Origin of the sequence: Kribbella sp. NPDC026596 (assembly GCF_040638415.1) — a bacterium.
Taxonomy (GTDB): domain Bacteria; phylum Actinomycetota; class Actinomycetes; order Propionibacteriales; family Kribbellaceae; genus Kribbella.
In genome coordinates this window covers 1-12,928 of record NZ_JBEZYF010000082.1, presented here as the reverse complement: position 1 = coordinate 12,928, position 12,928 = coordinate 1, and the positions used below count along the sequence as shown (strand labels likewise).

Below are 12,928 nucleotides of genomic sequence, written 5' to 3'. Positions count from 1 at the left end.
GACGACGCGGTTACCGGGCTGTCGCCAGGACGAAGGACCGGACCTGGGCGTTACGCGAGGGGTGCGGGCGTTCTCGCGGTACGCCTGGACGGAGAGCGGGTCGGTCGCCAGGTCGTCGACGGCACAGCTGCCAGAGCACGGCACTTGGCTGCGCGCTCGGCGTCTCCGGCCTCCTCGTAGAGACGGGCGAAGATCGAGAGCCGAGGTCCTCGCGCAGTTCCTCGGAGTCCGCGAGCAAGACGTCGAGGTTGAACGGCTCGCCGGGCGCGGGCGGGCCGGAGCGCAGGACGCCGCGCTGGTCCGGGGCGATCAGGTGGAGATCCTGTGACAGGAGGTCGGCCTGGCAGCGCTGGAAGTGATAGCCGCCGCCGTGGCCGTGGATGAACAAGACCGGTGGTGCGTCGGACGGGCCGTCCTCCGCGACGAAAAGTTTCACGCGAGGCGTTTTGCGAGGGCGGTGGCGGCGGCGTCGTCCTTGACCTCCCGGATGCCGACGATCGGCGTGACCGTGACGAACCCGGCGGCGAGCAGAGCCTCGTCGGAGTCGGCGACCGGATTGGGCCGCGGCGCTTCCAGCTCGATCATCGGCTCCCCGGTCGGGGCGGTCGTCCCGGTGATACGAGAGCGTTTGATCGGCGCGAGCGACGCGTGACGGACACCCGCCAGCCGGTCCAGAGGACGGTCGGGAACGTTGATGGTCAGCACCGTGCCGGCCGGTTCGGGAACGATCCAGCTGAGCGCCTCGCCGGCGACCGCCGCCGCCGTCTGCCAGTGCGCCGGGTCCTCCGAATCGATGCTGATGGCAACCGCCGACGTCCCCTGCCCGGCGGCGGTGAGCGCCGCGGCGACGGTGCCGGAGTGGAAGATCGGTACGCCGATGTTGTGGCCCCGGTTGATCCCCGACAGGACCAGATCCGGAGCCCGCCCGAACGCCCCCACGGACGCCAGCGTCACCGCGAGAGCCGGCGTACCGTCGATACCGACGTAGGTGACCCCGGCCTCCTCCTCGGACGCCGTCCGGATCGGGCGCCCGACCATCCCCGCCCGGGCCGACCCGACGCCGCTCTCGTCCTCGAGCGGTGCGACCACGAGGACGTCGTACCCGAGCTCGACGATCGCCGGCGCGAGCGCGCGGATCCCCGGAGCCCGGTAGCCGTCGTCGTTGGTGATCAGGACTCTCAGCTGTTCGGGCGCCATGCCTCTACCCAATCAGCCGCGGTCTTCGATGTCACCCTCCGTCTCAAGGACCGCGTTCCGCAGCGTCTCGAGCGCATCGTCGGACGGCGACGACCACAGACCGCGCTGGGCCGCTTCCAGCAGGCGTTCGGCGATGCCGTGCCGCGCCCACGGGTTCGACTTGCGGAAGAACTCCGCCATCTCGGGATCGGCGACGTACTCGGTGGTCAGCGTCTCGTACATCCAGTCGTCAACCACGCCCGCGGTCGCGTCGTACCCGAACAGATAGTCCACCGTCGCGGCCATCTCGAAGGCGCCTTTGTACCCGTGCCGCCGCATCGCCGCCATCCACCGCGGGTTCACCACCCGGGCCCGGAAGACCCGCTTGGTCTCCTCCTCCAGCGTCCGGGTGCGCACCTGCGCCGGTACGGCGGAGTCGCCGACGTACGCCTTCGGGTTCGCGCCGGTCAGGTGCCGGACCATCGCGATCATGCCGCCGTGGTACTGGAAGTAGTCGTCGGAGTCCATGATGTCGTGCTCGCGGGTGTCCGCGTTCTTCGCCGCCACCTGGATCCGGGCGTACGCGCGCTCCATCGAGCCGCGGGCCTCCGCGCCGTCGAGGTCCTTGCCGTACGCGTACCCGCCCCAGACCGCGTACACCTCGGCCAGCTCGGCGTCGGTGCGCCAGTTCCGTGCGTCCACGAGCGGCAGCAGGCCGGCGCCGTACGAGCCCGGCTTGGAGCCGAAGACCCGGGCGGTGGCCGAGCGCAGGTCATTGCCTGAGGCAACGTCCTCGCAGACGTGGGCGCGCAGGTAGTTGCCGTCGGCGGGCTCGTCGAGGGCGGCGACCGTACGCACGGCCTCGTCCAGCAGCGCGACGACGTGCGGGAACGCGTCCCGGAAGAACCCCGAGATCCGGATCGTCACGTCGATCCGGGGCCGGCCGAGCTCCGCCAGGCCGACCACCTCGAAGCCGGTGACGCGCCGCGACGCCTCGTCCCAGACCGGGCGGCAGCCGAGCAGCCACAGCACCTCGGCGAGGTCGTCGCCCTGGGTGCGCATGGCCGACGTCCCCCAGATGGTCAGGCCGACCGAACGCGGCCACTCCCCCGTCTCGGCCTGGTGCCGGGCCAGGAGGGAGTCGGCCAGCGCGACACCGACGTCCCAGGCGTTGCGGCTCGGGATCGCCTTCGGGTCGACGGCGTAGAAGTTGCGGCCGGTCGGCAGTACGTTGACCAGCCCGCGCGTCGGCGAACCCGACGGCCCGGCCTCGACGAACCGGCCATCCAAAGCACGAAGCACGTTGGTCAGCTCGTCACCCGTCCGCGCGAGCCGCGGGACAACTTCGGAGGCCGCGAAGGTCAGCGACTCCGAGACCTGGTCGGACGACCGACCCAGGACCTCAGTCACGACTACCGGAACCTTGAGCGGATCCCAGCTCAGCGTCTCCATCCCGACGACGAGCTTCCGCGCAACGGCCTCCAACAGGTCCACACCATCGGCGCCACTGACCGCCGGCAGGTCCGCGAGCGTCGCCAGATCGGCAAGCTCCGGAACGGCCCGGCCGGGATCGGCGAGCATGGCCGCCTCGTCCACCCCGAAGGTCTCCCCCAGCGCGGTCCGCAGTCCGGGGATCGAGTACGACCCACCCCACAGCTGACGGGCCCGCAGTACGGCGAGCACGAGGTTGACCCGTGCTTCGCCGGCCGGCGCACCACCGAGGATGTGCAGCCCGTCCCGGATCTGCACATCCTTGATCTCACACAGATATCCGTCCAGATGCAGGACGAACTCATCGAACTCCTCGTCGTCCGGCTTCTCGGACGTGTGCAGGTCGTGATGCAGTTGCGCCGCCTGGATCAGCGTCCAGATCTGCGCCCGGAGCGTCGGCACCTTCTCCGGATCCAGCGCCGACACGGTCGCATACTCGTCGAGCAGGTACTCCAGCTTGGCCATCTCGCCGTACGTCTCCGCGCGCGCCATCGGCGGCACCAGGTGGTCGACGACGGTCGCGTGCGCGCGCCGTTTGGCCTGCGTCCCCTCGCCAGGGTCGTTGACGATGAACGGATAGACCATCGGCAGGTTCCCGAGGACGGCGTCCGGCGCGCAGTCGGCCGCCATCCCGATACCCTTGCCCGGCAGCCATTCGAGCGTCCCGTGCTTACCCAGATGTACGACGGCGTGCGCGCCGAAGCCACCCTCCTCCGCCGGAGCCTCGAGCCAGCGGTACGCCGCCAGGTAGTGGTGCGAGGGCGCCATGTCCGGGTCGTGGTAGATCGCCACCGGGTTCTCGCCGAAGCCACGCGGCGGCTGGATCATCAGCACCACGTTCCCGAACCGCAGCGCCGCCAGCGCGATCGCGGGTTCGTCACCGGACGTGTCGACGTACAGCGAACCGGGCGCCGCGCCCCAGGCCTCGGTCATTGCCTCGCGCAACGATTCCGGCGCCCGCCCGAACCACTGCGCGTAGACCGACAGCGGGATCTTGGCGACCGCCGACTCCAGCTGCTCGTCGGTCAGCCATTCGACGTCGTGACCACCGGCCGCGATCAGCCGATGGATCAACCCGTCGGCACCGTCCGCCCCTTGCAGCTCGCTGAGGTCGAGCCCGCCGAGGTCGTACCCGGCCTGCTCCAGCTGCCCGAGCAGGACGACCGCCGAGGCCGGCGTGTCCAGACCGACCGCATTCCCGATCCGCGCGTGCTTGGTCGGGTACGACGACAGCACCAGAGCGAGCCGCTTGTCCGCAGTCGGCACGTGGCGGAGGCGAGCGTGCGCGACTGCGATCCCGGCCAGCCGGGCACACCGCTCCGGGTCCGGCGCGTACCGGGCCAGTCCGTCGGCGTCGTACGACTTGAACGAGAACGGGATCGTGATCAGGCGCCCGTCGAACTCCGGGATCGCGACCTGGGTCGCCGCGTCCAGCGGGCTGATCGCGGCGTCACTGGCCAGCCACTGCTCGCGGGTCGACGTCAGCGCGAGGCCCTGGATCAGTGGGATGTCGAGGGACGCGAGCGCGCCGGCGTCCCAGGCGTCGTCCGAACCGCCGGCACTCGCGTTGGCCGCGACGGATCCACCGGCGGCGAGCAGCGTCGTGACCAGGACATCGCACTTGCGCAGGAGCTCGAACAGCTCGGCGTTCTCGGACGACGTCGGATCGAGTCCGCGCAGGGTGCCGCAGTACACCGGCAGCGGCTGCGCGCCCGCCTCCGCGGCGGCGGTGGCGAGGGTGTCGACGAAGGCGGTGTTGCCGGAGATCTCGTGCGCGCGGTAGTACACGATCCCGACCACCGGCCGGTCGTCCTCGACGTACCCCCCACGCACGCCGTACGCCGGAAGTGCGCGAGGCGGCTCGAACTCGTCGCCTGTCAGGAGCAGCGTGTCGCGCAGGAAGCCGGCGAGGTTGCGCAGGTTCTCGGAGCCGCCCTCGCGGAGATAGGCCAGTGCCTCGGTCACCGCCCCCGCGGGCACGGTCGACAGCGACATCAGCTCGGCGTCGGGCGCGGCCTCACCGCTGACCACCACGACCGGCTTGCCGGACGCGACGACCGCGTCGAGCCCTTCCTCCCAGGCGCGCCGCCCGCCGAGCAGGCGAACCACGACAACCTCGGCGGCGTCGAGCAGAGGAGTCAGGTCGTCGAGCTCCAGCCGGGCCGGGTTGGCGACCGCCCAGCCCGCACCCGCCTCGGCAGCGGCAAGCAGGTCGGTGTCGGCGGTCGAGAGCAGCAGCAGGTTGGCAGGCACGCCCAGTCCTTCCTCGGGGTGTCCACGCCCCGGACGGAGGTACGACGGCGGCAGTTCCTGACTTCCCCATGAGGGTTCACAGTGGCGGGACCGTCCCGGACTCACACCGGGTTCCTGCTGATGCCGTCGATGACGAGCCGACTCTAGCCGACCGACGTCCCGGCCCACTGGGCACAGGCCTCGCCGTTGACCCGACGCGGCATCAGGTGTAGGCCGGAATGCTAAGGGTTTGTACTGCGGACGCCCTCTCGGCGTCGCACGGCAACGTCTTCTTCAGCGCAAGCCGTCACTCAGGCTTCACCTGAAGGAGGCAATCATGCGCTTGAAGGTCTGGAGATTCCTGGTCGTCGTGCTGACGGCCGGCCTCGCCGCTCCTGCCCTCACCGCCGCGCCTAGTCAGGCAGGCGGCAGCCACTCGAACCCGGCGGTGATCACCCAGTGGAACGCGATCGCCGGCGGACGATCTACACCGAGAACGCCAGCCCGGTCCCGGTGGGGAGTCTGTACTTCGGCTTCGTTTCGCTGGCCGTGTACGACGCGGTGGTGGCCATCGAGGGCCGCTACCAGCCGTACCTGAAGCAACCGAAGGTCCGCGGCAAGGCGTCGTCGGAGGCGGCGGCCGCGACGGCGGCGTACGACGTGTTGCGGTACTACTTCCCGGCCTCGGCGGCGAACCTCGCCACCGACTATGCCGCGTCGCTCGGCAGCATCGCCGACGGCCGCGCCAAGGTTCGCGGAACCGAGGTTGGCCGGCACGCAGCCGCGAACCTGATCCGAGCGCGACAGAACGACGGCAGGGGCGCGAACATCCAACTGACGGTGACGCCTGCTCCGGGAGTCTGGCGCCCGACACCTGACGCCTTCGCGCCGATGCTCGCCCCGTGGCTCGGCTTCGTCGTACCGCTGGCACTCCGATCGCCGACGCAGTTCCGGCTGCCCGGGCCGGACCCGATCACGTCGAAGGCCTATGCCCGGGACTTCGCGGAGGTGAAGGCCAAGGGCGCGCTGGTCGGATCCACCCGGACCGCGTTCCAGACCGAGACAGCGCTGTTCTGGAACGCCAACGCGGTGCTGCAGTACGAGACGGCACTTCGCGACCAGGTCACCGCGCGGGGGATGGACATCGTCACCAGCGCCCGGGCGTTCGCCCTGCTCAGCACGAGCATCGCCGATGCGCTGATTGCCTGCTGGCGAAGCAAGTACGACTACGCCTACTGGCGCCCGATCACCGCGATCCGGCTGGCCGACACCGACCGGAACCCGGCGACGAAAGCCGACCCCACCTGGATGTCGCTACTGCAAACGCCGCCCTATCCGGACTACGTCAGCGGGCACGCCTCCGGAACCGGGGCCGCAACCGGAGTGTTCAGCTATTTGTTCAGCGCCCGGTCCCTCGATCTGGACATCTCCTCGTCGGTGACCATGACGACTCGGCACTACGACAGCGCCGCGGCCCTCGATGCCGAGACCATGAACGCCAGGATCTGGCTCGGCTTCCACTTCCGGAAGGCCATGACCGACGCCAGCCGCCTCGGTCACCGCACCGCCACGTGGACGATCAACCACGAGTTCCGGCCGCTCCACAGCTGAGCGTCAGCCCGAAGCGCCGTGCGCCGCGTCAGCGGTGCGCGGCGTAGTGGGCGGCGAGGAGGTCGATCCCCCAGTCGTTGCGAACGTCACGCCAGACTGAGTGGATGTGGTTGGCGTCGTCCTGAGTGTTGTCGTACTCGGCGAGGAAGGTGGGGCCGGCGATCGAGTAGTAGTGGCGGTGGCCGACGCCGGGTTCGGTCTCGCCGGCCCAGGCGAAGGTCAGGCGCTCGATGCCCTGGTCGGTGATGTCCTGCCAGGTCTGCAACCCGATCGGTCCGGCGGCGCGGCCGACGTACTGGCCGATCAGGAGGCTGAGGAGCTGACGCTGGTCCGCGGTCATGTCGCCGTAGGCGAGACCGCGGTGGAGGAGCGACGCGTCGGCGATCGGGTCGTGGCGGGTCAGGATGTCGTCCGGTGCCGCGTCGGAGACCAGTGCGACGGAGAGCTGGCCGGGCTCGAGCGCGTGCAGCAGCTGGAAGCCGAGGTCCTGCTCGGCGGCCAGGAAGCGTCGACCGGCCGACGGGCCGGTGCGGACCTCCGCCGGATTCGACCCGAAGAACTGTGGGGTGAACGAGATGGCGCCGTCGACGAGCGTGACGTGCAGCGCGAGGTGGTGACCGTTCAGCCGCCAGGCCCACGGCTCCGTCCCAGCCGGATCGCCCAGCACCCGGAAGAAGTACCGGTCGCCCACGACCGACCCCTCCCACTCCCCCGACGGCGGCAGCGCGGGGATACCGCGCACGATGACCTCCGCGTCCCACACCGCCCACGCATCGGCCGCACCCCGCTCGCTGCAGCCGATCGCCACCAGGCGCTCGACCAGCCGCTGCTGCGCGGGCGTCAGCTCGGTCAGCGCAAGGCCGGGCACCGGACCGGGCAGATACGTCCACTGCTGGTGATCAGGCGTGTCGAAGGGCGCCTTGATCTTGTCGAGCTGGCCGGGCGTGAGGCTCGCCAGTAGCTCGAGGACCGCTTCCCGGGTCCGTTCTACAACCATGCCGATCGCTCCCGTTCCGTCGGTTCGTAATGTGTCCACTGTTCGAACGGCCGGTCCAGCTTGTACCGGAAATCCGGCTGGCGCAGCAGGACGCGTGTTTCGGCGTTCTCCGGGTTCCGCAACGTCTCGAAGAACCGTACCGACCAGTGGAACCAGCGCATGCAGAACAACCGCATCGTGAGCCCGTGTGACACCAGCAGCACGTTGCGTGGCGCGTCCGCGCTCTCGAAGTCGCGGTGCATCGTCTCCAGGAACGTCGACACCCGGTCGTACACGTCCGACCCCGACTCACCGTGGGTGAACCGGTAGAAGAAGTGCCCGTACCGGTCCCGCAGCTTCTCCTGCTGCTCGATGTCCGCGGTGTCCTGATAGTTCGCCCAGTCCTGCTCCCGCAGCCTCGGCTCCTCCCGGGCGATGCCAATCAGGTCGTCCAACCCGAGCGAGTCCAGCGTCTGCCGGGCGCGCAGGTACGGCGAGACGTACACCCGGATTGGCTCGTTCTCGAACAGCTCCCGCAGGTATGTGCCCGCCTTGGCCGACTGCTCGTGGCCGTGCGCGGTCAGGGGGATCGCGTGGTCGGGGACGCGCTCGAAGATCGTCTTGTCCAGGTTCGCCTCGGACTCGCCGTGCCGGATCAGCGCGATCCGCATCGGCCGTCGGCTCAGCCCCATCGCTTCCCTTTCCACCCGAGGGCCAGGATCGCGGCGACCCCGGCAGCTGCGATCCCGACGCGTCGAGCCAGTGCGGCGGTACGGCGTACGTCCGCGACAGCCGGCGTCGGCCCGTCCCCCAGCGTGCCACGGTCCTCCTGATACGACCCGTAGCTGTTGGTCCCGCCGAGGGTCAGGTCGAGTGCCCCGGCAAACGCTGCCTCCACCGGCCCGGCGTTCGGACTCGGGTGCTTCGGCGCGTCCCGCCTCCACACCGCCACAACCTCCCGGGGCCGCCCGGCCGCGAGTCCGGTGAGCACCGCGCAGACGCGAGCGGGCAGCAGGTTGAGTATGTCGTCCAGCCGGGCCGACGCCCACCCGAAGTTGAGGTACTTCGCCGACTTGTAGCCCACCATCGCGTCCAGCGTGTTGGCCGCCCGGTAGCCGAGCAGCCCGGGTACGCCGAGTGCTCCGCCCCACAGCAGCGGCGCCACACACGCGTCCGATGTGTTCTCGGCGATCGACTCGACGGTCGCCCGGGCGAGCTCGTCGGCCTCCAGGTTGGTCGCGTCCCGCGCACACAGATGGCTGAGTCGATCTCGCGCGGCCGGAATGTCCTTCTCCTCCAGCAGTCCGGCCATCACTGAGGCCTCCCGCTCCAGGCTGCGCGCGCCGAGCACGGTCCAGGTCGCGGCCGCGGTGACGAGCGTGTGCGCGATCGGGCGGTTCCTGGTCAGCCGCTCGACGAGGACTCCGGCGGCGGTCGCCGTACCGACGAGGACGGTGGCGTACGCCGTACCTGCCGCGCGGGAGTCGTCGTACCAGCGGGACTCCAGCCGGGCGGCCGCCTGGCCGAAGCCGGCGACGGGGTGGAAGCGGCGCGGATCGCCGAAGGCACGATCGGCGGCGAAGCCGAGGAGGATGCCGTGAGCCCGGGACACCCTCGGCAGTCTGCCAGGTGAGGCTGTGATTGGGTGACCGGCATGGGAATCGCGGAGCTGCTCCGAGCGGTCGACGGGAGCGGAGAGTTCGGGGTCTGGCTCGGCCGGCTGGACGGCGTACCGGTGTTCGAGCACGCGGCGGAGCGGACGCACTACGCCGCGAGCACGATGAAGCTGCCGGTGGCGATGGCGATGATGCGCAAGGTCGAGGCCGGTGAACTGGCGCTGGACCAGCCGGTGACAGTGCACAACGACTTCGCGTCCGCGGCCGGCGGGCGGTTCGGTGTGAACCCGGACGAGGACGAAGCGCCGGCGACCTGGACCAAGCTCGGTACGACGGCGCCGCTCGGGTGGCTGGCGACCGAGATGATCACCCGCTCCAGCAACCTCGCGACCGACCTCGTCCTCGAGCAGGTCGGCGTCCCCGCCGCGCAGGCCGTCCTCGCGGAGTACGGCGCCGGCGACAGCGCGATCCGCCGCGGGATCGACGACGCGGCCGCGCAGCGGGCAGGTATCAGCAACCTGATGAGCCCGGCCGGGCTGGCCGGCGTACTGGTTGCCGTGGGCAATGAGAAGGGCGACTACCTGCGGGATCTGCTGGCGGCCAATCAGTGGAACGGCGAGATCCCGGCGTTGCTGCCCGACGGCACCCGGGTCGAGCACAAGAACGGCTGGGACACCCGGATCCGCCACGACGGCGGCATCGTTCGGCCGGCCGACGCGGAGCCCTTCGTGCTGGTCGTGTGTACGACGTCCGACCTGCCCGACGCGGAAGCCCAGAAGCTGATCGCCGCGATCGCCCTCGAAGCCTGGAACCACCGGCACGACCTCGGAGGGGTGCGATGAAGATCAGCACGCAGTTGGTCTCGGCGCCGCTGCACACGCCGTTCGTGACGGCCTTGCGTACGGCGACCCACGCGGACTCGCTGCTGGTCGAGATCAGCGACGACGAGTTGACTGGCTGGGGCGAGGCACCGCAGGTCTGGAAGGTGACGGGCGAGTCGCTCGCCGGTGCGCAGGCCTGCGTCGAAGGTCCGATCACCACCGCGCTGGACGGTCTCGGGCCGGACGATCTCACCGAAGCGCTGCGCCGCGTGCAGAACGCTGCCGCCGGCAACTTCGGCGCCAAGGCCGCCGTCGACATCGCATTGCACGATCTGGCTGCGCGGCGTCGTGGTCAGACGCTGCACGGATTCCTCGGCTCGACGGTCGACACCGTGCGTACCGATGTGACGCTGTCCGTTGGTGACGCGGATGCGCTCGCGGCTGCCGGACAGGCTCGAGTCGCGGACGGGTTCGACGTACTCAAGGTCAAGGTCGGCACCGACGCGACTGCGGACGTCGAACGGGTCCGGCGGGTGCGCGAGGCGATCGGCCCGGGGCCGACGCTCCGGCTCGACGCCAATCAGGGCTGGTCCCGGCGCGACGCGGTGAACGCGATCCATGCGCTGGAGGACGCCGGCTGCGCAATCGAGTTGGTCGAGCAGCCGGTCGCGGCCGACGATCTCGAAGGGATGGCGTGGGTGACCGATCGGGTCAGTACGCCGATCCTCGCCGACGAATCGGTGTACGGCGTACGCGACCTGGTCAACGTGATCCGGCTCGGCGCCGCGGACATGGTCAACGTCAAGCTGGCCAAATGCGGTGGACTCGGACCGGCCCGGACACTGCTGGAACTGGCCCGGGACCACGGAATCCGGACCATTGTCGGCTCGATGATGGAGAGCCACGTCGGTGTAGGTGCGGCGGCCGCACTGGTGTCGGCGTACCCGACCTCCGCGGTCAACGATCTGGATGCGGCCTGGTGGCTGCGCGAGGCGCCGGTGGCCGGGGGCATTCGGTACGAAGGCTCGCTGATCCACCTGCCCACGGCTCCTGGACTCGGCGTGACAGGCTTGACCGTATGAAGCTAGTCGCCGCCAAGGTCCCGGTCAGCACCGTGTGGACCGCACCGGACGCCCCGCGTGACATCGATTCCCCTGCGATCGCCGCCCAACCCGATGTGGCCGCGTGGGCCAAGTCCATGGACGCCGAGACCCGACTCGGCCTGCACGGCCGGACCCTGACCCAGTTGTTGTTCGCCGAACCTGTGCTGGTCCGCTCCGAACGTGATGGCTGGTCCGAGGTCGTCGCCCCGTGGCAGCCGTCGTCCCAGGACGAGCTGGGCTACCCGGGCTGGGTCCCGTCCAGCCACCTGGGTGAGTTGCCCGGGAGTGCGACCGCTCCGGTCGCGATCGCCGTACCGACTGCTGTGCTGCAGCCGGAGCCGGGTCGTGGTGCCGTGGGCGAGTTGTCGTTCGGGACTGTGCTGGCGTCGGTCGAGCACGCGGACGGGTACACCCGGGTCGCCACACCGGATGGTTCTGCTTGGCTGCCGGACGACGTACTGCGCTCTGTTGAGGAACCCGCCACGGTCGAGGACCGGCTGCGGTTGGGGGCGCAGTTCCTCGGGCTCGAGTACCTGTGGGGTGGGACCTCGGCGTACGGACTGGACTGCTCCGGGCTGATTCACACCGTCTGCCGCGTCCTCGGTGTCCGCATCCCGCGCGACGCCCACGACCAGGCCGACGCCCTCGAGAACATCCCGGTCGACGACGCCCGGCCAGGCGACCTCTACTTCTTCGCCCGGCCCGGCAAGCAGGTCCACCACGTCGGCTTCGTCTCCCCCACCGGCATGCTGCACGCCTCCGAAACCGGCAAGCGCCTCGAAGACGAACCCGTCTCCGACGAACGCCGCGCCACCCTGGTCACCGCCGCCCGCTTCTGATCGCGCACATCCGATCGGCCGCCCGCGACGAAGACGGGCTTGAGACGCCGCCGGAGCTGGGCCCACCGGCGGGTCCGCCCGGCGACCGGCCGCGCGAGGTGGATCGGCGCCGCGACCGAGAGGTGAATCAGCATGTACCAACCACGACGACACGTCTTCGTCGTCGCCGCCACGGCGGCCGCGATCGCGTTGCCCGCGACGGCACTGGCCCTCACCGGCGGGACACAGGCGACGGCCCGCGTCACGCCGACCGTGGCCGCGGCCGCCACGGCTCCGGCCGCGGCGGCCCAGCCTCAGCGCTCCGAGGTGGTCGGCCTGACCGACAAAGGCCGGCTGGTGAAGTTCCGGAGCACCTCCCCTGACAAGATCCGGGGTACGGCGCGGGTCCAGGGACTCGAGGGCGACCAGCGGCTGGTCGGCATCGACTACCGCGTACAGAACGGCAAGCTGTACGGCGTCGGCGACCGCGGCGGCATCTACACGATCGACACCGGTGCCTCCTTCGGGCAGGCCACGAAGGTCTCGCAGCTCACCGTCCCGCTGTCCGGGCAGAACTTCGGCGTCGACTTCAACCCGGCGGCGAACCGGCTGCGGGTGATCAGTGACACCGGCCAGAACCTGCGTCACAACCTCGACGACCCCGCCGGTACGCCCGCCGCGGGCATGACCGCCACCGACGGCACGCTGGCCTACCCGGGCGTGCCGCCGGCTCCGCCGACCACGGCGACCCAGGTGACGGCGGCGGCGTACACGAACAACGACCTCGACCCGAACACCGCGACCACGCTGTTCGACATCGACACCATGCTCGACCAGGTCGTGATCCAGTCACCGGCGAACGCCGGGCTGCTCGCGCCCACCGGCAAGCTCACCGTCGATGCCGGCCCGTGGGCCGGGTTCGACATCTCCACGCAAGGCGGCGGCAACTGCGGTCTGGCCGTACTGAACACCGGCGGACGCATGCGGCTGTACGACATCGGCCTCATCACTGGCAAGGCCACCAAGCTCGGGACCTTCCCGAGCAGCGTCCAGGTCGTCGACCTGGCCGTCCCGCTCGCTCGTT

At 70.3% G+C, this 12,928-nt stretch carries 11 protein-coding genes and 1 riboswitch; of the genes, 5 read left to right on the top strand and 6 right to left on the bottom strand.

Annotated elements, in window-relative coordinates; genetic code table 11:
* Positions 1-10: 10 nt before the first annotated feature.
* Genes AB0E63_RS40315 through cobN form a run of 3 tightly spaced genes read right to left on the bottom strand, consistent with a single transcriptional unit; the run spans position 11 to position 4,920 of the window.
* The gene (locus tag AB0E63_RS40315) at positions 11-436 is read right to left on the bottom strand and encodes an alpha/beta fold hydrolase (RefSeq protein WP_360378278.1); all 426 of its coding nucleotides are present in this window, start codon (positions 434-436) and stop codon (positions 11-13) included.
* Positions 433-1,197: a 5'/3'-nucleotidase SurE gene (gene surE / locus AB0E63_RS40310; RefSeq protein WP_360378275.1), complete on the bottom strand. Its 765-nt coding sequence runs from the start codon at positions 1,195-1,197 to the stop codon at positions 433-435. The genes AB0E63_RS40315 and surE overlap by 4 nt, the downstream gene beginning before the upstream one ends.
* Before the next feature lie 12 nt (positions 1,198-1,209).
* On the bottom strand, positions 1,210-4,920 hold the full coding sequence (cobN, locus tag AB0E63_RS40305) for a cobaltochelatase subunit CobN (protein ID WP_360378272.1): 3,711 nt from the start codon (positions 4,918-4,920) through the stop codon (positions 1,210-1,212).
* 31 nt (positions 4,921-4,951) lie between these two features.
* Positions 4,952-5,091, bottom strand: a riboswitch (cobalamin riboswitch).
* 267 nt (positions 5,092-5,358) lie between these two features.
* On the opposite strand from cobN, the gene AB0E63_RS40300 reads away from it, so the two are divergent.
* Positions 5,359-6,510, top strand: a complete 1,152-nt coding sequence (locus AB0E63_RS40300) for a vanadium-dependent haloperoxidase (protein WP_360378269.1) — start codon at positions 5,359-5,361, stop codon at positions 6,508-6,510.
* A gap of 28 nt (positions 6,511-6,538) precedes the next feature.
* Here AB0E63_RS40300 and AB0E63_RS40295 read toward each other — a convergent pair whose 3' ends face one another.
* The 3 genes from AB0E63_RS40295 to AB0E63_RS40285 are packed head-to-tail and all read right to left on the bottom strand — an operon-like array spanning position 6,539 to position 9,098.
* Complete coding sequence (locus AB0E63_RS40295; protein WP_360378266.1) at positions 6,539-7,507, bottom strand: DUF3500 domain-containing protein; 969 nt, start codon at positions 7,505-7,507, stop codon at positions 6,539-6,541.
* A complete protein-coding gene (locus tag AB0E63_RS40290) occupies positions 7,498-8,178 on the bottom strand; it encodes a phosphoglycerate mutase family protein (protein ID WP_360378264.1) in 681 nt (226 codons plus the stop codon). The genes AB0E63_RS40295 and AB0E63_RS40290 overlap by 10 nt, the downstream gene beginning before the upstream one ends.
* A complete protein-coding gene (locus AB0E63_RS40285) occupies positions 8,169-9,098 on the bottom strand; it encodes a cobalamin biosynthesis protein (RefSeq protein WP_360378262.1) in 930 nt (309 codons plus the stop codon). Before AB0E63_RS40285 ends, AB0E63_RS40290 begins: the two co-directional genes overlap by 10 nt.
* 42 nt (positions 9,099-9,140) lie before the next feature.
* Here AB0E63_RS40285 and AB0E63_RS40280 point away from each other — a divergent pair, with 42 nt between their 5' ends.
* From AB0E63_RS40280 to AB0E63_RS40265, 4 genes are all read left to right on the top strand, one after another.
* Complete coding sequence (locus AB0E63_RS40280) at positions 9,141-9,944, top strand: serine hydrolase (RefSeq protein ID WP_360378259.1); 804 nt, start codon at positions 9,141-9,143, stop codon at positions 9,942-9,944.
* Positions 9,941-11,005 (top strand): dipeptide epimerase, encoded by a 1,065-nt coding sequence (locus AB0E63_RS40275; protein WP_360378256.1) that lies wholly within the window; start codon positions 9,941-9,943, stop codon positions 11,003-11,005. The genes AB0E63_RS40280 and AB0E63_RS40275 overlap by 4 nt, the downstream gene beginning before the upstream one ends.
* On the top strand, positions 11,002-11,865 hold the full coding sequence (locus AB0E63_RS40270; RefSeq protein WP_360378254.1) for a C40 family peptidase: 864 nt from the start codon (positions 11,002-11,004) through the stop codon (positions 11,863-11,865). The genes AB0E63_RS40275 and AB0E63_RS40270 overlap by 4 nt, the downstream gene beginning before the upstream one ends.
* A 132-nt stretch (positions 11,866-11,997) precedes the next feature.
* A partial coding sequence (locus AB0E63_RS40265; RefSeq protein ID WP_360378252.1) for a DUF4394 domain-containing protein occupies positions 11,998-12,928 on the top strand: 931 nt, incomplete at its 3' end.